This is a genomic window from Streptococcus sp. GS001 (assembly GCF_021595565.1).
Classification (GTDB): Bacteria; Bacillota; Bacilli; order Lactobacillales; family Streptococcaceae; genus Streptococcus; species Streptococcus xiaochunlingii.
The window spans coordinates 51,183-71,952 of the sequence record NZ_JACSYJ010000001.1 but is presented as its reverse complement, the minus strand read 5'-3'; the positions used below and the strand labels follow the sequence as shown (position 1 = coordinate 71,952).

At 45.2% G+C, this 20,770-nt stretch carries 22 protein-coding genes; 7 read left to right on the top strand and 15 right to left on the bottom strand.

Translation table 11 applies throughout. From position 1 onward, the window contains the following. Positions 1 to 15: 15 nt before the first annotated feature. From fni to H8S88_RS00280, 7 genes are all read right to left on the bottom strand, one after another. Positions 16 to 1,032, bottom strand: a complete 1,017-nt coding sequence (gene fni / locus H8S88_RS00310) for a type 2 isopentenyl-diphosphate Delta-isomerase (RefSeq protein WP_125334966.1) — start codon at positions 1,030 to 1,032, stop codon at positions 16 to 18. Continuing rightward, entirely contained in the window at positions 1,010 to 2,035 is a 1,026-nt protein-coding gene (locus H8S88_RS00305) for a phosphomevalonate kinase (protein ID WP_023027282.1), read from the bottom strand. The genes fni and H8S88_RS00305 overlap by 23 nt, the downstream gene beginning before the upstream one ends. Continuing rightward, a complete protein-coding gene (gene mvaD / locus H8S88_RS00300; protein ID WP_123159582.1) occupies positions 2,025 to 2,975 on the bottom strand; it encodes a diphosphomevalonate decarboxylase in 951 nt (316 codons plus the stop codon). Before mvaD ends, H8S88_RS00305 begins: the two co-directional genes overlap by 11 nt. Next, on the bottom strand, positions 2,957 to 3,835 hold the full coding sequence (gene mvk, locus H8S88_RS00295) for a mevalonate kinase (protein WP_125334968.1): 879 nt from the start codon (positions 3,833 to 3,835) through the stop codon (positions 2,957 to 2,959). The genes mvaD and mvk overlap by 19 nt, the downstream gene beginning before the upstream one ends. A gap of 119 nt (positions 3,836 to 3,954) precedes the next feature. Beyond that, entirely contained in the window at positions 3,955 to 4,908 is a 954-nt protein-coding gene (locus H8S88_RS00290; RefSeq protein ID WP_023027285.1) for a serine hydrolase domain-containing protein, read from the bottom strand. Positions 4,909 to 4,943: 35 nt separating this feature from the next. After that, positions 4,944 to 5,678 carry a CppA N-terminal domain-containing protein gene (locus H8S88_RS00285; protein WP_023024457.1) on the bottom strand — a complete coding sequence of 245 codons (735 nt, stop codon included), beginning with the start codon at positions 5,676 to 5,678 and terminating at the stop codon, positions 4,944 to 4,946. Between the two features lie 105 nt (positions 5,679 to 5,783). Next, positions 5,784 to 7,064 carry a DUF308 domain-containing protein gene (locus H8S88_RS00280; RefSeq protein ID WP_023024458.1) on the bottom strand — a complete coding sequence of 427 codons (1,281 nt, stop codon included), beginning with the start codon at positions 7,062 to 7,064 and terminating at the stop codon, positions 5,784 to 5,786. Positions 7,065 to 7,165: 101 nt separating this feature from the next. On the opposite strand from H8S88_RS00280, the gene H8S88_RS00275 reads away from it, so the two are divergent. The 3 genes from H8S88_RS00275 to H8S88_RS00265 all read left to right on the top strand — a co-directional run bounded on the left by H8S88_RS00275 (position 7,166) and on the right by H8S88_RS00265 (position 10,755). After that, positions 7,166 to 9,445 carry a Xaa-Pro dipeptidyl-peptidase gene (locus tag H8S88_RS00275; RefSeq protein WP_125334970.1) on the top strand — a complete coding sequence of 760 codons (2,280 nt, stop codon included), beginning with the start codon at positions 7,166 to 7,168 and terminating at the stop codon, positions 9,443 to 9,445. Between the two features lie 112 nt (positions 9,446 to 9,557). After that, a complete protein-coding gene (locus H8S88_RS00270) occupies positions 9,558 to 10,073 on the top strand; it encodes a DUF536 domain-containing protein (protein ID WP_048690819.1) in 516 nt (171 codons plus the stop codon). Positions 10,074 to 10,161: 88 nt separating this feature from the next. Continuing rightward, entirely contained in the window at positions 10,162 to 10,755 is a 594-nt protein-coding gene (locus tag H8S88_RS00265; protein WP_048789981.1) for a 3'-5' exonuclease, read from the top strand. Positions 10,756 to 10,794: 39 nt separating this feature from the next. Here the strand turns inward: H8S88_RS00265 and H8S88_RS00260 are convergent, their stop codons facing one another. Together H8S88_RS00260 and H8S88_RS00255 are read right to left on the bottom strand one after the other, a co-directional pair. Then, complete coding sequence (locus H8S88_RS00260; RefSeq protein ID WP_048690824.1) at positions 10,795 to 11,094, bottom strand: YbaB/EbfC family nucleoid-associated protein; 300 nt, start codon at positions 11,092 to 11,094, stop codon at positions 10,795 to 10,797. A 140-nt stretch (positions 11,095 to 11,234) separates the two neighbouring features. Continuing rightward, entirely contained in the window at positions 11,235 to 12,581 is a 1,347-nt protein-coding gene (locus tag H8S88_RS00255) for an Nramp family divalent metal transporter (protein ID WP_048789980.1), read from the bottom strand. Positions 12,582 to 12,868: 287 nt separating this feature from the next. Between H8S88_RS00255 and H8S88_RS00250 the strand changes: the two genes are divergently transcribed. The 3 genes from H8S88_RS00250 to H8S88_RS00240 all read left to right on the top strand — a co-directional run bounded on the left by H8S88_RS00250 (position 12,869) and on the right by H8S88_RS00240 (position 16,194). Beyond that, positions 12,869 to 13,399: a hypothetical protein gene (locus tag H8S88_RS00250; RefSeq protein ID WP_006595548.1), complete on the top strand. Its 531-nt coding sequence runs from the start codon at positions 12,869 to 12,871 to the stop codon at positions 13,397 to 13,399. Positions 13,400 to 13,486: 87 nt separating this feature from the next. After that, positions 13,487 to 14,659 (top strand): NAD(P)/FAD-dependent oxidoreductase, encoded by a 1,173-nt coding sequence (locus tag H8S88_RS00245; RefSeq protein ID WP_048690830.1) that lies wholly within the window; start codon positions 13,487 to 13,489, stop codon positions 14,657 to 14,659. Positions 14,660 to 14,856: 197 nt separating this feature from the next. Continuing rightward, the gene (locus tag H8S88_RS00240) at positions 14,857 to 16,194 is read left to right on the top strand and encodes a sodium-dependent transporter (protein ID WP_125334972.1); all 1,338 of its coding nucleotides are present in this window, start codon (positions 14,857 to 14,859) and stop codon (positions 16,192 to 16,194) included. 40 nt (positions 16,195 to 16,234) lie between these two features. Here the strand turns inward: H8S88_RS00240 and H8S88_RS00235 are convergent, their stop codons facing one another. From H8S88_RS00235 to tsaB, 6 genes are all read right to left on the bottom strand, one after another. Beyond that, positions 16,235 to 16,909, bottom strand: coding sequence for a hypothetical protein (locus H8S88_RS00235; protein ID WP_125334974.1), 675 nt, complete (start codon positions 16,907 to 16,909; stop codon positions 16,235 to 16,237). A 118-nt stretch (positions 16,910 to 17,027) separates the two neighbouring features. Beyond that, positions 17,028 to 17,357, bottom strand: a complete 330-nt coding sequence (locus H8S88_RS00230; RefSeq protein ID WP_125334976.1) for an AzlD domain-containing protein — start codon at positions 17,355 to 17,357, stop codon at positions 17,028 to 17,030. Beyond that, a complete protein-coding gene (locus H8S88_RS00225; protein ID WP_125334978.1) occupies positions 17,344 to 18,039 on the bottom strand; it encodes an AzlC family ABC transporter permease in 696 nt (231 codons plus the stop codon). Before H8S88_RS00225 ends, H8S88_RS00230 begins: the two co-directional genes overlap by 14 nt. 92 nt (positions 18,040 to 18,131) lie before the next feature. Beyond that, complete coding sequence (gene tsaD, locus H8S88_RS00220; RefSeq protein ID WP_125334980.1) at positions 18,132 to 19,148, bottom strand: tRNA (adenosine(37)-N6)-threonylcarbamoyltransferase complex transferase subunit TsaD; 1,017 nt, start codon at positions 19,146 to 19,148, stop codon at positions 18,132 to 18,134. Then, a complete protein-coding gene (rimI, locus tag H8S88_RS00215; protein ID WP_125334981.1) occupies positions 19,138 to 19,575 on the bottom strand; it encodes a ribosomal protein S18-alanine N-acetyltransferase in 438 nt (145 codons plus the stop codon). Before rimI ends, tsaD begins: the two co-directional genes overlap by 11 nt. After that, on the bottom strand, positions 19,572 to 20,255 hold the full coding sequence (gene tsaB / locus H8S88_RS00210) for a tRNA (adenosine(37)-N6)-threonylcarbamoyltransferase complex dimerization subunit type 1 TsaB (protein WP_023027296.1): 684 nt from the start codon (positions 20,253 to 20,255) through the stop codon (positions 19,572 to 19,574). The genes rimI and tsaB overlap by 4 nt, the downstream gene beginning before the upstream one ends. 283 nt (positions 20,256 to 20,538) lie before the next feature. Here tsaB and H8S88_RS00205 point away from each other — a divergent pair, with 283 nt between their 5' ends. Beyond that, positions 20,539 to 20,769, top strand: a complete 231-nt coding sequence (locus H8S88_RS00205) for a DNA-dependent RNA polymerase subunit epsilon (RefSeq protein WP_006595537.1) — start codon at positions 20,539 to 20,541, stop codon at positions 20,767 to 20,769. The last annotated feature ends 1 nt before the right edge of the window (position 20,770 follow it).

Here is a 20,770-nt window from a genome sequence, read left to right as displayed (position 1 = left end):
GCTAGTTTCTTCAAGTTAATCATGGATGGAAGAGATTTGTTCGTGTCCTTCTTTTACTCGTCCGTAAAGAATATAGGGAACCTTTCTTAAATCGGCAATTGTCTGACAAGAAAGGGCACACATAATCAGGCGTAAATCCTCTTTCCAAGCATTGACTTGGGCGATGGCCTCGTCAATCGGCTTTGTCTCTACCAATTCTAAAATGGTCCGAGAAAGACCGACCCCCTTGGCTCCTAGAACCAGTGCCTTGATCATATCCAAGGGATGACGAACGCCACCAGAGGCGAGAACCTCGACCTGATCCATCAGTGGTTGAGCCCCAAGTAGGGCTTGGACCGTTGTTTGTCCCCAGTCATTGAGATAGGAGCGATTGCCTCCCCGACGGTTTTCGATATAGGCAAAACTGGTCCCACCTCTACCAGAAATATCAACTGTCCTGACACCTAGTTCGATAGCTCTTTGGATAGTTCCGGCATCCATACCAAAACCGACCTCTTTTAGCACCAAGGGCACTGGAAGTTGCTTTGCATAACCTGCTAAATGGCCTTGCCAGTTTCTAAAGCTTCGTTCCCCTTCGGGCATGAGAAGCTCCTGCATGAGGTTGACATGGAGTTGGAGAAAGAGGGGCTGGGTCTCTTCAATCGTCTGTATGCCCAATTCAAGCGGTTTGTCAATCCCGATATTGGTCGCAAAGAGTAGGTCCGGATGAAGGTCCTTGACTCGATAGGAGCTATCCTGAGGATCCTTCAAAGCTGCACTATAAGAACCTGTCACAAAGAGAATACCACAGGCTTCTGCCACCTGGGCCAACTTCCGATTGATTTCTCCCCCCTTGGCACTGCCACCTGTCATGGCATTGATATAAAAAGGGTAGTCCCAATCACGACCCGCAAAATGAGTTGTCAAGTCCACCTCATCTAAATCGATAGTTGGTAAAGAGGAATGAATCAACTCAACCTCATCAAAGCTATTGTAACCCGGAGTTTGTTCCAAGGCCAAACGAATATGTTCATCCTTTCGGTTGGTCGTCATACTCTCCCATCCTTTCTGAATATAATAAATCAATCCCTGCTTCTTGCCAGCGTCTGACGATTTCTTGGGCAGCAGCCTCCTCAAATGCGAGGGCGATTCCACAATCTCCTCCTCCAGCGCCACTGGATTTTGCAATGACCTTTAACCCCTCTTCTGCCCTCTTTAATTGGGCTAGTTTTTTGGTATAAATTACCTCATTAAGAGATAGAAGTAAGTCACTAGCCCGACCGATAGAGGACCAGGCTAAGTCTCTGTCTGCTTCTTGAAAGGCCACTAAGAGGTCTTGTACAGCCTGCTCCGTCCCCTCTAAGAAGACAGGATCAATAGCTGAACGAACCTGGTTAATCAAGTCCCTTGAAATAGCAGGTTCTTGGGTCCAACCCACTAAAAAAGTATAGGACAACTGAGGGGAAAGAGGCCGGATTTCATATCCCCAATCAAGGGCTAAGACCTGGTCCAGATCCTGATCTTGTAATTGATCAGCCAGCGCCCGTCTGTCAAAAGAGCGGTAGCTAACCAAGCCTTCATAGGCAATACAAGCTAGGTCTCCCATTGACCCATTGTCACCACGCTGAATCAAGACCAAACAGGCCAAACGAAAGAGCAAGTCTGCAGGCAGGGGGAAATCATAAAGAGCTGCCATGGCTTTGAGGGTCAACAAGACCACACTGCCACTAGAGCCAATTCCGAATTTCTTACCCTCTCGCTCAAATTTCCCCCCAATACGTAAATCAAAGGGAGAAATCGCTACTCCTTGTGACTGGAGGTAGGCGTTCATCAGATGCACGGTTTCTTGGATCAATGCATAGTCCGTATTCGGAGTCAAATCAACCGCAAAAGGAAACATGTCCGACTGAATCCGATAAGTAGATGCTGGTTGGATTTCTGCCTGCATGTAAATAGGGATAAACTGAATGATGGCTGTTTGTCCAGGAGTTAAGATAGAATATTCCCCAGCGACATACAGCTTCCCACCTGCACGAACTTCTTTCTTAATCTTCATGGGATAAATCCTTGGTCTTGGAGACAATGATACGGTAGTCTTGTTCAAAAAGTGGAACCAATTGGTCCAGATCCTCTTCTAGACAGAGAACCTTCACATTCGGACCTGCATCCATGGTGAAGTAGCAACGTTTCCCTTCTTCACGAAGAGAGCGCACGAACTCCATGGCCTCGTAGCTCTTATCCGTCAAATAGGAAAAGGCTGGACTTGCAGTCTTGGTTGTAGAATGCATGAGAAGAGCATTCCGTTCGGTCAATTCCCCTACTTTTTCAAAATCATTGTCCTTCAGGTAACCCAGCATATCTTGGTAATCCCGGGCTGACTGGCGGATCCATTCTTGGAAATTGGTAGAGGTTTCCGTGCACCGTTTCATCCCTTCCCGACTAGAAAGAATTTTTTGTTGGTCGTTTAACACTAGCATGATCATAGCCAGTTTGAGGTCCGTTTCCACCTGGTAAATTTCCCCAGTATCCTTGTCCCAAGCAGCTAAGGGGCCAAAGAAGGAACGAGAAGACGAACCGGAGGCAAACTTAGCCGCTTGAGCTTGTTCTGCCTGCGTCATTCCCAGTTGGTAATAGCGATTGCAGGCTTTTACCAAGGCAGATAAGCCACTGGAACTAGAAGAAAGTCCTGCAGCTGTCGGCATATTGTTGCTGGTATCAACCCGCACAAAGCCTGTCTCCCCTTCTGGTTTAAAACGGTCGATGACTGCTCCAATCTTGGCCTGCTCCGCTTCATTCTGGAAGACCCCATCAATAAAGAAGGCATGGGACTTGGCTTCAGGCCCCAAAGGACTAAGTCGAGTCTCCGTATACATATTTTCCAAGGTCAAGGAAATGGAACTAGTTGATGGCACCATTGCTTCACTGTTTTCCTTGCCCCAATACTTAATAATGGCGATATTGGCATACGATTTCACGCTTACAGGTTTTCGATCCATAACTCCTCCACTCCTTTATTTCTTAGTTCTTTTGCGATCATCTCTGCTTGTTCCTGGTCTGCAGCAAGGGCAATGATACAGCCACCGAGCCCACCACCACTCATCTTGGCTCCCAAGGCTCCACTCCCTAAGGCTAGTTCCACCAATTGATCCGCTTCTGGACAACTCACTCCCACTGCTTGCAAATGATGATGGCAGTCTGTTAAGATGCGTCCCAAGGTGAAAGCATCTTTTTGAGCAAGAGCTTTTTCTGCGTACTCAGTTAGAAGTCCAATTTCATGGAAACTAGCGAGGGCTGCTGTTCCCAACTCCTTGACCTTCTGAATGGCTTCTTTGGTATGGCCATGGATACCTGTATCTGCAATGACCAGCTTGGCACCCAAATTAACCTCTAATTCACTGAAGCCGACATTTCGAATGAATTTAATCGGCTGATCGCTGAGACAGGTCTTGGCATCCAGCCCACTTGGATTCACATGGGCAATCATTTCCGCTCGATTAACCAAGATTTCCAAAGTCTCTTGACTCAAATCTCGCCCAAAGTAATCAAAGACTGCTCGAATTGCCGCAATACTGACAGCAGCCGAGGACCCCATCCCCCGCTGGGACGGAATCATGGAGTCAATCCGGCAAGCGATAGCCGCCTCCTCAATCCCCAAATGCTCTAAAGAAGCGTAAACGGCCATAGATAAGCTATCATTCTCAAAAAGGACCCACGGACGCTCCGCAGGTACAATCTGACAAGTGACCTGAATGTTAAGGAGGGGCAAGGCAATGGCTGGATAGCCATAAACAACCGCATGCTCTCCTATTAAAATAATCTTGCTATGTGCTTGTCCGACACCTATCGATCTAGTCATATGTCTCTCAGTTATCTTCGTTCTTTCTGCTATAGATTGCTTAATACAATCCTCTCTCCTTCCATTTTAATATAAAAAAAGAAAAAAAGCGATGGCTAAACCACGCTTCTTTCTCCGTCTTAGGAAGGATTTTTTCCGGTTCCTTCCATTTCTCTTTTGATGAGCTCCATGAGTTGATTCCGATCCAGGATCCATTGGGCCCGCTCATCTTTTTCATAGGTCCGATTGGATAGGAAAATAGCTGCCAATTGGAGCTTGCGATTATAGAGAAGGAAGGTTCCTGTATAACCTGTATGGTCCAACCAGTCTCCTTCCAGATTCCAGGCCAGAGAGCGCATCTTCCCTTTTTCTAAAGCATAGTTCTGCGATAAAATCTCTGCAAAAGGATCCTGTAAGTAATGCTCCAGGAAAATTTCCATATCTCTAATGGTCGAAAACAGACCTGCACTTCCGGCATGGACTCCCAGTACACGCGCTTTCGGATCATGGACGACACCAGCTGGAACGCCACGAAGGGTTGGCACCGCTTGAGAAACCGGGCCAAAAGTAGTCTCCTTCATTTGCCAAGGTGCAAAGACTTGCTCCTGAAAAATCTGGGCCAAATCCTGACCATACCACTTCTCCAGAAGAAAGCCCAACAAAAGAAAATTGACATCTGTATAGTGGAACTGGCGATTGTCCTTGAGCTTCAAACGGTGCAGGGCTTCTTTTAAGCCCTCAGCATCCAAGTCATCTCGTCTAGGGATGAAAGGATCCAGCCCAGAAGTATGGGTTAAAAGCTGACGGATGGTCACCTCTGCCTGCTCCATATCCGGATAGTGAGAAGCTAAGGGACGATCGATATCAATTTGCCCTTGTCGGACCAGAAAAGCAAGAACCGTTCCAACTCCGACGACCTTACTCACACTGGCTAAATCATAGGTCAAGCCAGGAATAACTGGCTCTTGCTTGTCTGGATCAGCTAGTCCCAAGTAATACTCCTGCCAGCTTCCTTTCTGATAGAGCGCAAGAGAGGCACCTGGGTAGATGCCTGCTCCTATTTGCTCTTGAATTTTTTGGATGATTTTTTCCATTTTTCTTCACTCATTTCAATCAGCCAAAGACTTGCTTAGGCTTCGAACCACCATTCAATCTTGCTTGGATCCTCAACCAAGACAAATTGTTGCCTTTTTGGTACAAAAGTCACCTGATCTCCAAAGCAAGAGGCCACTTCACTTGCTACAAATGGCTCTAGAATGACCTTGACCTGACAAAGGTCCCAAGTCTGTCCATTAGCTAGTGTGAGGTCCGGACCATCTGATGCTTCTAAGTCTAAATACTCTTCTAAGCCAGGTAGTTGTTGATAGAAAGCTGTAGAAGTCTCTACATTAGGTACACGAAGAACTATCTTTTCTACGAAAAACTCCGTCAAGGTTGTAAACTCTTCATTCGCTTGAAAATCTGGAACTTCCTCAATTTCAGTTAAACTGTCCACTTGCTCTTCCGCATGGAGCAAGATACGATCTCCTTCTGGCGAAAGAGCTTCAAAGGCATAGCCATTTTCCCCTCTGAAGAGGCGATCAACTTGATGACCACGAGCCAGAAGCCACTCAATTTCTTGCGGGTTGGTCACGCGAATCTTTAAGCAAGCCAAGCGTTTTGGTCCCTCAACCTTACGGGTTCTCATACTAGGGGATTCCTCTAAATAGAGGCGGTCTGTCTTCGATTGATCTCCAAGGGATAATAAAGCCCCATCTTCCAACAGGGTTTTCATTCCTAAGACCTTTTCAAAAAATTCTTGATTGACATTTCGATTGTTTGTTTTTAATACGGGTGAAATACTACTAATCTTATTTATGCACATAATTCCTCCAAGTCTTTTATATTTTAAAAGATTTTCTTTTTTTTTACAAGAAATCTTGTGCAAAAAAGACAGATTTCTCAAAATTTTGAATCTGTCTTTCTTTACTTAATATACTGTTCGTGTATGGACCCGCCCGTTTGGAGCTTCAAATTCGTATTCTAAGTAATCCTGATAGGTCCCTGGTGCAATCACTCCACGCACATCTAATACAGCCGTTCCCGCCTGTCCCACAATGGAATCTGCTAACAGGCAGCAATTCGTAGACAGAACAAAGTAAGATTTAAAACGCGAAGAAGTAAATTTATATAGCTCAGCCCCTAAATCATATTTCAATTTGTAAGCGTAGGTCGGCTGACCGTCTTCCAGTAACCTACTAGGTGGATCCCAAGGTTCTAACAACTGATCAATTTCAGCTAGACGCTTCTCTACTGCCTGATTCTCTTCTTCGGTAAGGGATAGGCTGTAGCCAAACAGCGTCTTTTGACTCTCTTTTTTACATAGTTCGATGTATGGTTCCTTATCCACTTTAAACAGTACGCCATCCCCAATCGTCCCAAATAGACGCTCTGAAAAGGGATCGTAACTTCCGTAAGAAATGACCTTCCCCTGATAACAAATATCTACATGCCCAATCGCTCCAAATAAGTTGCTGTCAGAAGTATGAACCAAAATTTCTAATTCCCTTGCCTCTTCTTCTTTTTTCACCAATCGATAAGGGCCTGTGTGTCCCGCCGAGCTCCCTTTTTGAAGAAACTGGTTAAACCGTTTTAACTCCTTAGCAGGGATAAAGGCTGCAAAGATAACCGGTAGGCTAATACGAAAGCGACGTTTTAACTCTTGGCCTTGTTGGTCTTTGTCAAATAAAATACCATCTCGAATATTAGAAATCCCCAACAAGACCAGATAAGCCCCCAAGAGGATAAATTGGAAGTGCCCATCTGAACCAGGTTCCAAGACAGTTGCTAGACCAATCCCACCGTTTAAAAGCGCATCCCATAAATAGAGCCAGCCTCCTTTTACCCGATTGGCCTTATAAAGCCAAAATGTGATCCCATAGACAATGGCACTCCCCAACTGATATGCCCCTAAACAAATCACAACTAAGTTTACGGGCAGACTACTCAGTCGATTCAACCAGATCAACGCAAGTGAAAGAAAAATAAACCAAATAGAGTGGCTATAGGAAATAGACTTGCTACGTAACAAAAAGCGAAGAAGAAAGCTTCCTAGTCCATCAACTAAAAAGTAAATGGCTAATAGATCCAAGGAAAATTTTGTGAAACCAACACCGTTTCGAAAAATGAGGATCCCAAAAATGACGGCAAGAACCCCAAACAATAAAGTCCGTCTTCTTGCAACTTCTTCAACAGATAATTTTCTCACCATGACACCCTCCTTCAGAGATCAAAGGTCTTTAGACAAATACTATTTTATCACGTATAATATAAGAAGTAAAGAAACAGTGAAGCTGATAAAAGGAGCATCCTATGAAATTCAATCAATATAGCTATCTACCAGTCGACCAAGCAGACATTCTAAAGGAACTGAAAGAAATCGGGTTTGACCTTCCCCTTCATCTTACAGAGAAAGAACTGTTTGAATGGTTTGTTCGCAAGGTTTATTTCACCTACAAAAATACAGATTATCCTCTCTCTAACCTAGTGGCGGATGCTGAAACAGATCTCCTGAGCTATTTCCAATCTGACCGCGAATGGTCTCCAAATATTTTCTACACAGTGGCCCTCCAATTGCTCGGTTTCCGCTATTTTATTGACTTTGAAAATACGGACAGCTTCTTAAAAGAAGTCCAAATTCCGATTGAGTATGGAAACTTGGTTGAGAACCTCTATCACCTCCTCAATACTCGAACAGTCAAAGGGAATTTACTCATTGAACAGTTGGTCAGTGATGGCTTGATCCCTGAAGACAATCGCTACCACTTTTTCAACGGAAAAAGTCTAGCTACCTTTAACTGCCATGATGTGATTCGTGAGGTGGTCTATGTGGAAAGTCGGATTGATAGCGACCAAGATGGCCTTCCAGATTTGATCAAGGTCAATATTATTCGCCCTCGCTATGAAGGAAAAATTCCAGCCGTCATGACTGCCAGCCCTTATCACCAAGGAACCAATGACAAGGCCAGTGACAAGGCTCTCTATAATATGAATGTGGACCTGGAGAAAAAAGAAGCAAGAAGCATCCAAGTCAGTCAACCCACGCTCGAAACCGTTGACCCAGTTGGAGAAGCCCGACTGGTCTCTGAGGCTGAAGAAACCCTCACTCATATCAACAGCAGTTATACTCTCAATGACTACCTTCTCGCCCGTGGCTTCGCCAATCTCTACGTCTCCGGTCTAGGGACCAAGGACTCCCAAGGTTTGATGACTAATGGAGATTACCGTCAAATCGAGGCCTATAAAAATGTCATCGACTGGCTCAACGGACGCTGTCGTGCCTTCACAGACCATAGTCGCCAACGCCAAATCAAGGCTGATTGGTCTAACGGCAAGGTTGCTACGACGGGCTTATCCTACCTAGGAACCATGTCCAATGGACTGGCTACCACAGGGGTTGATGGCCTAGAAGTGATCATCGCAGAAGCTGGTATTTCCTCTTGGTACAACTACTACCGCGAAAATGGCCTTGTCACAAGTCCTGGTGGCTATCCTGGAGAGGATTTTGATTCGCTCGCTGAGTTGACCTATTCACGCGCCCTTCGGGCTGGAGACTATCTCCGCCACCATGCAGCCCATCTAGCGGATTTGGAACGGCTTAAAGAGCAAATAGATCGCAAAACAGGGGACTACAACCAATTCTGGCATGACCGCAACTATCTCCTTCAGGCAGACAAAGTCAAGGCAGAGGTCGTCTTCACCCATGGTTCCCAAGACTGGAACGTGAAGCCCCTCCATGTATACCAAATGTTCCAAGCCCTTCCAGCCAACATCAAGAAACACCTCTTCTATCACAATGGGGCCCATGTCTATCTCAACAACTGGCAGTCCATTGACTTCCGTGAGAGCATGAACGCCCTCCTTTCTAAAAAATTACTGGGCTATGATTCAAGTTATGAATTGCCAACCGTCATCTGGCAGGACAATACAGGAGAACAAAGTTGGACCTCCTTGGAAGACTTTGGCAATCAAGTTGCACTGCGGACCTTCCCACTGGGAGATGGTGAGAAAGTCATCCAAAACCGTTATGAGACGGAAGACTATGAGCGCTATGGCAAAGCTTATCCGACCTTCTTAACCGACCTCTACCAAGATAAGGCGCAACAAGTGACCATCGACCTTCCGATCGCAGAAGACCTACACCTCAACGGAAAAGCTCGCCTTCACCTGCGGCTCCAATCTAGCACAAACAAAGGCTTGCTCTCAGCCCAACTCATGGAGCTAGGAAGCAAGAAATATCTCCAACCCTATCCAGCTGTCCTATCCGTCCGCACCCTTGATAACGGTCGTTACCATATGTTAGACAACTTGACTGAGTTGCCCTTCAAGGAAGCCGGCCAACGGGTGATTACAAAGGGCTATCTCAACCTTCAAAACCGTCATGATCTCTTACAAGTCGAACCTGTAACCCCTGGAGAATGGATGGAATTCGACTTTGAACTCCAACCAACCATCTACAAACTGGAGAAAGGGACCACTCTTCGTCTCGTCCTTTATACAACCGACTTCGAGATCACTGTCCGCGACCAAACAGACTACCAACTCACTATTGATCTGGCCAACTCCAGCTTAACCCTTCCTGAGATGGATTAAGGAATTTCATGCTTTTTCCTTGTCGTCCCTTCCCTTGCTTGATTTGACAGCCTTGCCTACTTATGATAATATCTAAGAGAGTATTTCATAGAAAAAGAGTTTAGAGGATATTATGGCTATCGAAAAAACAGTCAGCGAAATTGCTGAAATTCTAGGAGTTAGTCGCCAAGCGGTCAATAACCGTGTCAAGGCCCTAGATCCTGAAGATACAGAAAAAAATGATAAGGGAGTTACCGTCGTAACCCGTAGTGGCTTGATTAAGCTAGAAGAAATCTACAAAAAGACCATCTTTGAAGACGAGCCCGTCAGCGATGATGTGAAACAGCGTGAATTGATGGAAATTTTGGTAGATGAAAAAAATGCCGAAATCGTCCGTCTCTACGAACAACTAAAAGCAAAAGACGACCAGCTAAAATCCAAAGATGAGCAATTAGCTAAAAAGGATGAGCAGTTGCGTGTCAAAGATGTTCAGATTGCTGAAAAAGACAAACAGCTCGACCAACAACAACAGCTAACCCTTCAGGCTATGAATGACCGTGAAACATTGAAATTAGAATTAGATCAAGCCAATGAAAAGGTTCAAGAACAAGAGAGTAAAGGCTTCTGGAGACGCGTCTTTGGTCGCTAAAAACTGACTTCGGTCAGTTTTTTCTATGCCTTTGACTCCCCTCAACAATTAGAAAATCCAAAAACACCCATTAGATGAAGGAGTTCCCTTGAAAGAATTAAGCCACTATGTCTCCTTTGATTTAGAATTTAATCAATTTGAAGGAAAGTACCACATTATCCAAATTTCTGCTGTCCGCTTTGCAGATGGCCAAGAAGTTGCCCACTATGATTCCTATGCCTATACGGATAAACCACTAAAGAGCTTTATCAATGGCCTCACCGGGATCACATCTGATAAAATCCTCCAAGCTCCCCCACTCGAGCAAGTTCTAGAGGAGTTTCGAGATTTTGTTGCAGATAGTCCCCTCATTGGATACAATGCCATCAAGAGTGACCTCCCTATCCTAGCGGAAAATGGGCTAGAGTTCACAGACCAATATGCTGTTGATGTCTTTGAGGAAGCTTCTAAACGCCGGCCTTCTGACCTCCATGGGATTAAAAACTTGCAGCTCCATACAGTTGCTCAGTTTTTAGGAGTGGCTGGAAAATCGCATGATAGTCTAGAAGATGCCCGAATGACTGCCCTTGTTTATGAATCCTTTCTCGAATCAGACCGAGCCCGGCAACTCCTAACCGAACAAGAATCCTTTTCTACCTCTCCTTTTGGTGGATTGGACCTCTCCAATTTTTTTAACGACTAAAAAAACCTCTATCATCTGATAGAGGTTTTCTCTGTATGCTTAGAATGGTAATTTACCAGCAAAAGCTCCCAATTTTTTCTTGGTTGCTGCATCAATTTCTTCGATGGCCGCATTGATAGCTTGAACAGTCATATCAGAAAGAGTTTCTGTATCTTCTGGGTCCACGACTGCCGGGTTAAATTCGATGGATACCACCTTTTTATCACCTGTCAAGGTAGCAACGACCAAGTCCTGAGCGGATTTGCCAACAAATTGAGAAGCCGCCAATTCTGCCTGACTTTGTTCCATTTGTTTCTGAAGCTTTTGTGCTTGCTTCATCATATTCTGCATATTCATCATAAGATTTTCTAGATTCCTTTCGTATCAAGGGTTTAGGCCCTCTTGTTTAGTTTTTACTGCCCACTTCTGCCCATTTTCTAGCTAGATGGGAACTTCCCTCCTATTATAGCATGTTTTCCCCGTCCGACAAAGCTGATTTTTTATTTAAAGAGCGTCGTCACAATGAGTTGGACGTTTAAAAGAGTCAGAAGAGTCGCTACTCCGTAAGCTAAGTAGGTATTCCATTTTGCATTGACAAATTCTCCCATGATTTTTTTATTGGAGGTAAAGTAAACCAAGGGAAAAATTGAAAATGGTAGAGCCAGAGACAAGAAGACTTGAGAATAGACCAACAAATCATCTAGAACACTTTCCTGGTCTCCAAAGAGAAAGGCGACAATCAGGACAGGAGTGAGGGCCAACATCCGTGTAAAGAGGCGGACAAGCCATTGAGGAAGGCGGAATCTAAGGAAACCTTCCATGGCAATTTGACCCGTCAGAGTGCCTGTAATTGTTGAATTCTGACCACTTGCTAACAAAGCAACAGCAAACAAAGTGGACAGAAAAGGACTTGCAATAGCTCCTGCAATGGCATTGTTTTGCAAGGCATCATACATACTAGAGAAGGCTCCAATTTCTTCTGCATGTCCAAAAAAGAGGGCCGCTCCGAGAATCAGCAAGAGAGAGTTGACAACAAAAGCCAGGGTTAATTCAATATTGGAGTCCCAGGTCATGAAACGCACAGCCCGACGAACATCTGCAGGATCCTCATAATCGACCTTGCGTGTCTGTGAAATGGAGGAATGCAAATAGAGATTATGGGGCATGACGGTTGCACCAATTATCCCCAAGGCCAGTGTCAAGGCTTGTGATCCCTTAGGAAGACCGATACCTACGATTTCCTTCTGAGGAAGAAAGCCAGCAAAAATGCCACCTATATCTGGTTTTGATAGGACCACAAGGTAGATAAAAATCCCCAGAATGGTCAAAATCAAGGTGGAGACAATAGCCTCAATCTTACGAAAACCTAAGTGCATAAGTCCGAGGAGGAGGAAGACATCCAGGATGGTGACCAAAATAGAAAAGAGCAAGGGCCATCCGAACAGCAAATGGAGTGCAATCCCGGAACCAATGACTTCTGCTAAATCTGTCGCCATCAAGGCTAATTCAATCACTATCCAAAGAATATAGCGGAGCCACTTGGGCAAATGCGTCGCTGTTGTTTGGGCCAAATCTTTCCGATGGACAATCCCTAGTTTCCCAGCCATCTGTTGCAATTGCATGGCAATCAAGGAAGACAAGAGAACCACCGACAAGAGCAAGTAACGATAGTGAGCCCCTCCAACAACGCTGGTGATCCAGTTCCCAGGATCCATGTAGCCCACTGCTACTAGGCTCCCCGGACCTGAAAACAATAACAAGGTCTTCCAAAAAGAAGTTCCCTTGGGAACCTTGACGGATTGATTGATTTCTTGGAGTGATTTCCGCTCTAACTGTTCTAAACTCATGATACCCTTCTTTCCATGACGTCACTTCCCCTTGATTATAGCACAAATGAAAGACTTCGGTAAATTTTCTTTGCATTTTCAAAAAATATGCCCTTCTTCGCCCCCCACTTCCCCATTTTCTTCGTATTCCTTTAGCGATTTTTTCTCCTTTGCTCCTCCAAAATGAACCGAATAGCTTCAAAAATGAACCAAATAGATTTTTCCCCCTATCTGACTCCAAAAGCTTGTATACTATTCGTAACTGAAAGATAGCTCAGTTATTTACTCAATAGCAAAGGAAAGAAACTATGATCTATGTCATTGAATACAATTATCCCTCTAAGATGTTGGTCGAACATATTAACAACTATCTAGAGAAAAAACGAGTTCGTAATCTACCAGTCAAGCTGGTCTATAATGGAAATATCTCTTATATCGACTATGACTTGAAAAACATTTACTTCTTCTCCTGTCAAGGAAATTCTGGAATCAACGCCTACAAAGAGCTCGAACGCATCCGGAGAAATGATCCCTTCGGACGCATTATCGTTCACTCTAACAAGGTAGACGGACGTAGACTTATGGACCATAAGCTACAAGTCTATGGTTTGATGGAACTAAGCCTTAGTGACTACGGAAAGCCAGACCTCTATTATCAAGAGCTCGACTTCTTGCTCGGTGATCTCTACGAAGAGCTCTGGGAAATGGCGGCAGAAGCCAAGTACGCCGCTGGGAAGAAAACCAATCAGCTCTTCCCACGCTGGGGTCCTGAAATCGGCATTTACCCTCCTAAGCGTTATTCCATCCACCTCCGTCAAAATCCAGACGAAGACAATTAACTCATAAAAAGTGGAGCCTGGGGACAGGGTCCATTTTTTATGTTACAATGAACTGGAAATAAAACGAGACGAGAAAAAGGAGACCTTATGAACCACTACGATACCATTGTCATCGGAGGAGGCCCTGCTGGTATGATGGCCACCATCTCTAGTGCCTTCTACGGGCAAGCAACCCTCCTCTTGGAAAAAAACCGCAAACTAGGGAAAAAACTAGCTGGGACTGGTGGAGGCCGGTGCAATGTGACCAACAATGGGAGCCTGGACGATCTCCTAGCAGGCATTCCAGGAAACGGACGTTTCCTTTACAGTGTCTTTTCTCAATTTGACAATCATGATATCATCCGCTTCTTCACAGAAAACGGGGTCAAACTCAAGGTCGAAGACCATGGTCGTGTCTTTCCAGCTTCAGATCGTTCCCAAACGATTATTCAAGCTCTGACAGATAAGATTGCCGAACTTGGCGGTCAAGTCCGCTGCCAAGTAGAGGTAACCTCTGTGAAGAAAATCGATGGACAATTCGTCATCAAATCAAAAGACGAGACCTGGACTGCAGACCGCTTGATTGTGACAACCGGTGGAAAGTCCTACCCTTCGACGGGCTCTACCGGCTTTGGCCACGATATCGCTCGTCACTTCCAGCACACTATTACAGAACTAGAAGCTGCTGAAAGCCCCCTCCTGACAGATTTCCCCCACAAGGCCCTTCAAGGGATTTCCTTAGACGATGTGACCCTCCACTATGGCAAACACCACATTACCCATGACCTCCTCTTTACCCACTTTGGCCTGTCTGGCCCGGCCGCCCTTCGCATGTCAAGCTTTGTCAAAGGAGGAGAGATCCTAACACTAGACAGTCTCCCTCACTATTCTAAGGAAGAACTCACAGCAATCCTAGAGGAAAACCGGGAAAAATCTCTAAAGAATGTTCTGAAGGCCTATCTGCCAGAACGCCTGGCGGAATTCTTTGCCCAGGATTTTCCGGAAAAGGTGAAGCAACTCTCTCCTAAAGAAATCGATGCCGTACTAGCGAAAGTAAAGGAACTCCCAATCCCTATAACTGGAAAGATGTCCTTGGCCAAATCTTTTGTAACCAAAGGTGGCGTCAGCCTCAAGGAAATCAATCCCAAGACCTTAGAAAGTAAGTTGGTCCCCGGTCTTCATTTTGCTGGGGAGGTCCTGGATATCAATGCCCATACAGGAGGCTTTAACATTACTTCTGCCCTCTGTACCGGTTGGGTGGCCGGAAGTCTCCACTATTGACAGCTTTTTCAAAAGATGTTAGGATTATTTTTAGAACAAATCCAGCAACAAACATAAGAGTCGTCTTCTTAGAGATGTCACTTTGCGTTTTTATGGCTATTTAGTTCGTACTAAATAGCCTTTTTCTTTTGTCTACGAAAGAGCCTTTGCTGGCCTTTGCTTTCTTCCTATATTTGAATTAGAAATGGAGAATCCATATGGAAAAATCTCAATGGGGTTCCAAAATTGGCTTTATCCTAGCCTCTGCAGGTTCTGCAATTGGTCTTGGGGCTGTTTGGAAGTTCCCTTATATGACCGCCGCTAATGGAGGCGGAAGTTTCCTTCTTGTTTTTTTGATAGCAACTCTACTTATCGGCTTCCCTCTCTTACTAGCTGAATTTACTCTAGGACGTGCAGCTGGTGTCTCTGCCATTAAGACCTTTGGAAAACTCAGTGGCCGTCGCCTTTATGATGGGATTGGTTGGATCGGTGCCTTTGCCCTGTTCATCCTCCTCTCCTTCTACAGTGTCATCGGTGGTTGGATCCTGATTTATTTGGGAGTCGCCTTGGGAGAGTTATTCCAACTTCTCTCAGTTAGTGACTATACCCAGCTCTTTGGAGAGATTATTTCAAATCCCTGGTTGGCTCTTGGGGCCCAGGCCATCTTCATCCTCCTCAATGTCTTGATTGTTTCCAAGGGGGTGGAACAAGGGATTGAAAAGGCCTCAAAATTCATGATGCCACTTCTCTTCATTATCTTCTTAGTCATGATTGGTCGTTCCTTGACCTTACCTGGCGCTTGGGAGGGAGTTAGCTATTTCCTCAAGCCAGACTTCTCCAAGATGACTAGCCAAGGTCTGCTCTACGCTTTGGGCCAATCATTTTTCGCCCTATCGCTAGGGGTGACAGCCATGTTGACCTATGCTTCCTATTTGGACAAGGACACTGACCTGGTCCAATCCGGGATTTCCGTCGTCTTCATGAATATCGCCGTTTCTATCATGGCGGGCTTGGCGATCTTCCCAGCCATGTCAGCCTTTCAAATCCCTTCTACTAGTGGACCGGGACTCCTCTTTGTAGTCCTGCCACAAGTCTTTGATAAGATGCCTTTTGGTACCCTCTTCTACCTGCTTTTCCTTCTTCTCTTTCTCTTTGCGACCATTACCTCATCCGTCGTCATGTTAGAGATTAATGTCGGAAATGTCACCAACCAAAACAATAAACAACGGGCTAAATGGAGCCAAATCATTGGTCTTCTGACCTTTGTCTTTGGGATCCCATCTGCCCTTTCCTATGGAGTACTCTCCAAGTGGACCCTCTTTGGAAAATCCTTCTTTGATTGCATGGACTTTTTGGTTTCCAACCTCCTCATGCCTTTTGGAGCTCTCTGCCTCTCCCTATTTACAGGCTATATCTTTGACAAAGTCCTAGCTCAAGAAGAACTCAAGGTGGGAGATGAAAAATCCAAACGCTTCCTTTTCAAGACCTGGATTTTCTTGCTTCGATTTGTGATCCCAATTGTCATCCTCATTGTCTTTATTACACAATTTCTCTAAAACAAAATCCACGAGTCCATAGGGATTCGTGGATTTTTCTTTATTTTGTAAGAGAAACACGGAAATCATTGTATTTGCTATAATCAAAGTCTTCATTAAGCCCTGTTACAAATACAATCGGTGTATAATGGCCCTCTTCCAAAATGAAACCGGCTTTTACCTTCATATTGGCTCCCCCAAGTCCAGCAATCCCTGGAAGAAGGGCATCAAAAGCGCCAGGTTCGTCTGTTTCCCAGTAATAGACATTACCAGAGGCTTGAACTGCCTTGGCTTTTGTCGTTGCAGTACGTACGGGATTCAAATCAGCTTGATAAAAGTTCGCTGTCGTAGTGACCGTTCCGTCCACAGCCACGGTCATTTGAACATCTTTGGCAATTTCAGTTGTTCCTGTCCAAGTCCCTACCAGCTCTTCTGGTACCATTTGAGACGAATCTGTGGCCTTGTTAGTGCTTACTGAACTAGATCCTGCATCGGTTTGACCTGAGTTTGTTGCATCTTGAGAAGCAGCTTGTGCCCCTTCTTGCGAATCCGTTTCAGTAGCTTTTGTCTCTTTCTTACCAGAAGCAGCCTTTGCTTTTTTCTGACTAGACTTCACCGTCGTTTGTGCTTCTTTGGTAGAAGATTTGTTCTCTTCTTTTTTTGAACCACAGGCTACGAGTAGGCTTGCAGAAGTCAATCCTAAAACTGCTAAACTTGTCCATTTTTTCATCATCATGATCCCTCACTTCATTTGATAAAAACTATTATATTACAATATTACGCAATGTCAAGTTTTTTGAAATATTTTTGTAATATTTGCAACAAACAGTAATCTATCTAAAAATTCAGGAGATTCAGGCAACAAGCAATCGTAAGATAGCAACCAAAACAATGCCAAATAGAACCGTTCCCATTAGGTTTTTGTAGCGAAAGGCTACCAGCATGGTCGGGACGGCTGCTAGCAGATCCAACCATCGAACCTGAGGGAGCTGGCCCACCTTCCCCTCAACTAGACTGGAAAGAATCAGGGCAAAAATGATGGCAATGGGAAGGTACTTTAGAAAACGCAGGACTGGATCTGGTAGGCCCCGGTATTTGACCAAAACAAAGGGCAGAATACGTGGAATCCAGGTGACCAATGCTGACATCAAAATAACCAAGAAAACCCAACTATTCACGCGCATCACACATCACCCCCACAAAACAACCTGTTAAAGTAGCTACTAAAACAGCCAAGGATTGGCTCAAAAAGAAGGTCAAGAGGAAAAAGCTAAAAGCTACAGCACCTAAAACAAGGAGCATGGTTGACATCTTTTCCGTCAAACGCATTCCTTGAAACTGACCAACAAAAATCCCAATAAACATGGCCACTAGTGCAAAGTCTAGGCCGAAGGCACTAGGATTAGGCAAAAGGGACCCCAACGCTGTCCCCAAAATAGTTGATGAGCCCCAGGCTAAATAACCGACCACGTTATTGCCATACATCCAGGGAACAGTGATCCGGTCATTTTTCAATTTTTCGCTTAAATAAACCCCATAACTTTCATCTGTCAACAAACTACCAATTCCAATATTATGGACCAGGCTAGCCCCCTTAAAATCAGGAGATGTATGCAGACTCATGAGCATATTGCGCAAATTGATGAAAAAGACGGTTAAGGCAATATTCAGAAGGGACGAATGAACGGCAATTAAAGAGATCATGGCAAACTGAGAAGCCCCTGCGTAAACTAAGAGACTCATCAAGCCCATTTCTAAAGGGGAGAGATAGGGAGACGCCACCACACCACAGGCTAAGCCAATACTGATATAACCCAAGGCCGTCGGAAGGGCATCCCTGACCCCCTGCTGAAAATTCTTTTCCACTCCTTCTTCCTTTCCTTTTTTGATGCTAACTATTATAACAAAAAAGAGACGGGAATCGAACTCCCGTCATTTATGTCTGTTCTTTAACTATTCTAGTTCTCTTCTATCGGAGCAAAAGCAAGGCTTGGCTTGGCATTTAAGTCTAAGTTAGCAAAGTTTCCCTTATTCCATTCACTGACACTGGCATAGGCAATCATCCCCGCATTGTCACCGCAGAGGCGCAGAGGCGGAATGATGACCTTAACATCCGTGATTTCAGAAGCCAAGCGTTCACGGAGGCCTTGGTTGGCCGCGACTCCTCCCGCCACCACCAGAGTCTTAACCGGGTATCTTTCCAGGGCTTTTTTGGTCTTGGCCATCAAGATATCCATCACCGCTGCTTGGAAGGAAGCCGATAGGTCTTCCTTGTACAGAATCTCGCCTTTTTGCTCGGCATTGTGGTGGAGATTGATAAAGGCTGATTTGAGCCCTGAGAATGAGAACTCCAGATTGTCATCCTTGATCATGGCACGTGGGAAATCGTAGGCATCCTGACCCTTATGTGCCAACTCGTCAATCTCACGACCTGCTGGATAGGTCAAGCCCATGACACGACCGATCTTATCATAGGCCTCACCCACCGCATCATCACGTGTTTCCCCAACGATCTTATAATCACCCGCCTCTGAGACATAGACCAACTCAGTATGTCCTCCGCTGACCAGCAAGGCTAAGAGCGGAAATTCTAAAGGCTCGACGCTTTGAGCGGCCATCAAGTGGCCAGCCATATGATTGACAGGAATCAAAGGAATCCCATGGGCCCATGCAAAAGCCTTGGCTGCAGCAAGGCCGACCAAAAGAGCTCCAACCAGACCGGGTCCATAGGTCACCGCAACCGCTGTGACTTCTTCTTCTGTAATGCCCGCTTCTTCTAGCGCTTCCTCAATACAGGCCGTAATGACTTCGACATGATGCCGACTGGCAACTTCTGGAACCACTCCCCCAAAGCGTTTATGGCTTTCAATTTGACTAGCAATGACATTGGACAATAGCTCTGTATCGTTCTTTAAGACGGCGACACTGGTCTCATCACAAGATGTTTCAAATGCCAAAATATATCTATCCTTCATCTGCTTCCCTTTTCATCATAATGGCGTCTTCGGAAGGGGCATGATAATACCCTTTCCGGCAACCAATTTCTTTAAATCCTTGTTTCTGATAGAGAGTCCGAGCCGGAGTGTTTCCTTCTCTCACCTCTAAAAAGACCTCTTTCTCCTGAGGAACAGTTTCTAGTAGCTGACGAGCAATCCCGCGCCCTTGCCACTCTTTTCGAACAGCAATTTGGACGACCTCTAGCTCATAGAGATTTTCTTGCATGGCCAAGAAGCCCACCAATGCTTCCCCACTGTAGGCCAAGGCATACCAATTTTGAGGTTGACCGAGATCCGCTAGGACTTGCTCCAAGGTCCAAGGACTTTGTCCATAGACATCGTCTAAGATTTCTACCAACTGAGGGGCTAAATCGAATCGCCCCGCCTCCTTCTCGATACGGATCATAGGCGTTTGATGTAGGACTGACCGGACTCTTGATGGTCCTTGAGCCAGTTTTCCTCAGCTTCTACCCGCTTGAGGTAGTTGGGCACAAAACCATGAACGGAGACAGCTTCTTTTGTAAGTCCTAGTCGACCGATCCGTACCGCATCCGGTAGGGTTTCTACCATCTGAGCACTCGGTAAGGCCTCTTGTATCTGCTCGCGAAAGGCTTCCACTTCCCCAAGGAAGGTCACCTTTTCAGCTCCCTTTACTCTTTCTAATACGGCTTCAAAAGAAAGGTGCCCCTCCGGGTAGACCAACTGATCCTCTTGGTAAAAGCCCGCATAGACATGGTTGCGCCGCGCATCCATGACTGGAATGGCCAGACCTTCTATCTCTTCTGGTACCAAGGCTAGTAAGCTCGACACCCCTACTAAGTCAATCTTTAGCGTTTGAGCTAGGGTTTTAGCCGTTGCTACCGCAATTCGTAAGCCAGTATAGGATCCAGGCCCTTCTGCTACTACGATACGGTCCAAATCCGTCGGTTTCCAATCAATGCTGGCCATCAAAAATTCAATGGTCGGCATCAAGGTAATGCTGTGGTTTTTCTTGATCGTCAGCGTTAACTCTGCTAATCGGTTTTCTTCCTCCAAAAGGGCAACGGATAGGGCCTTACTGGAGGTGTCAAATGCTAATACTTTCATGTTTTCTCCTCGTTGTCTGCTTCATATTATACTACAAATAGACGCCAAACGGTAGAGGAAGCACCCCCAGACTGTGAAATCACCTGCTCTCTATCCCTTCTAAAAAAGCGCTTCCTTCTGCTCTCAGAACCCGCTTGCATCTTTTCCTTAGAGCCTATTTATGGTATAATGGATAATAATTGTATCGAATCAGGACAAAAGAAAGCAAGAATAGGTGTCTCAGCTAGCTACTAGCTGTTTCTTTTCTGCTACAGTCCGAACAAGTGAAAGGAACCGAAACGAAATGATTTACAAAGTTTTCTACCAAGAAACAAAAGAACGCAACCCTCGTCGTGAAACGACTCATGCCCTCTATCTCGATATTGATGCGAAGAATGAGTTAGAAGGACGCATTGAAGCTCGTCGCCTTGTTGAAGAAAATACATCTTACAACATCGAATTTATCACTCTCTTGTCAGACCAACACCTAGAATATGAAAAAGAGTCTGGCGCATTTGAAATTACGGAGTTCTAAT

Coding starts and splice junctions, on each gene's coding strand:
- fni (WP_125334966.1), bottom strand. CDS start 1,032: ATGACGACCAACCGAAAGGATGAACATATTCGTTTGGCCTTGGAACAA.
- H8S88_RS00305 (WP_023027282.1), bottom strand. CDS start 2,035: ATGAAGATTAAGAAAGAAGTTCGTGCAGGTGGGAAGCTGTATGTCGCT.
- mvaD (WP_123159582.1), bottom strand. CDS start 2,975: ATGGATCGAAAACCTGTAAGCGTGAAATCGTATGCCAATATCGCCATT.
- mvk (WP_125334968.1), bottom strand. CDS start 3,835: ATGACTAGATCGATAGGTGTCGGACAAGCACATAGCAAGATTATTTTA.
- H8S88_RS00290 (WP_023027285.1), bottom strand. CDS start 4,908: ATGGAAAAAATCATCCAAAAAATTCAAGAGCAAATAGGAGCAGGCATC.
- H8S88_RS00285 (WP_023024457.1), bottom strand. CDS start 5,678: ATGTGCATAAATAAGATTAGTAGTATTTCACCCGTATTAAAAACAAAC.
- H8S88_RS00280 (WP_023024458.1), bottom strand. CDS start 7,064: ATGGTGAGAAAATTATCTGTTGAAGAAGTTGCAAGAAGACGGACTTTA.
- H8S88_RS00275 (WP_125334970.1), top strand. CDS start 7,166: ATGAAATTCAATCAATATAGCTATCTACCAGTCGACCAAGCAGACATT.
- H8S88_RS00270 (WP_048690819.1), top strand. CDS start 9,558: ATGGCTATCGAAAAAACAGTCAGCGAAATTGCTGAAATTCTAGGAGTT.
- H8S88_RS00260 (WP_048690824.1), bottom strand. CDS start 11,094: ATGATGAATATGCAGAATATGATGAAGCAAGCACAAAAGCTTCAGAAA.
- H8S88_RS00255 (WP_048789980.1), bottom strand. CDS start 12,581: ATGAGTTTAGAACAGTTAGAGCGGAAATCACTCCAAGAAATCAATCAA.
- H8S88_RS00250 (WP_006595548.1), top strand. CDS start 12,869: ATGATCTATGTCATTGAATACAATTATCCCTCTAAGATGTTGGTCGAA.
- H8S88_RS00245 (WP_048690830.1), top strand. CDS start 13,487: ATGAACCACTACGATACCATTGTCATCGGAGGAGGCCCTGCTGGTATG.
- H8S88_RS00240 (WP_125334972.1), top strand. CDS start 14,857: ATGGAAAAATCTCAATGGGGTTCCAAAATTGGCTTTATCCTAGCCTCT.
- H8S88_RS00235 (WP_125334974.1), bottom strand. CDS start 16,909: ATGATGATGAAAAAATGGACAAGTTTAGCAGTTTTAGGATTGACTTCT.
- H8S88_RS00230 (WP_125334976.1), bottom strand. CDS start 17,357: ATGCGCGTGAATAGTTGGGTTTTCTTGGTTATTTTGATGTCAGCATTG.
- tsaD (WP_125334980.1), bottom strand. CDS start 19,148: ATGAAGGATAGATATATTTTGGCATTTGAAACATCTTGTGATGAGACC.
- rimI (WP_125334981.1), bottom strand. CDS start 19,575: ATGATCCGTATCGAGAAGGAGGCGGGGCGATTCGATTTAGCCCCTCAG.
- tsaB (WP_023027296.1), bottom strand. CDS start 20,255: ATGAAAGTATTAGCATTTGACACCTCCAGTAAGGCCCTATCCGTTGCC.
- H8S88_RS00205 (WP_006595537.1), top strand. CDS start 20,539: ATGATTTACAAAGTTTTCTACCAAGAAACAAAAGAACGCAACCCTCGT.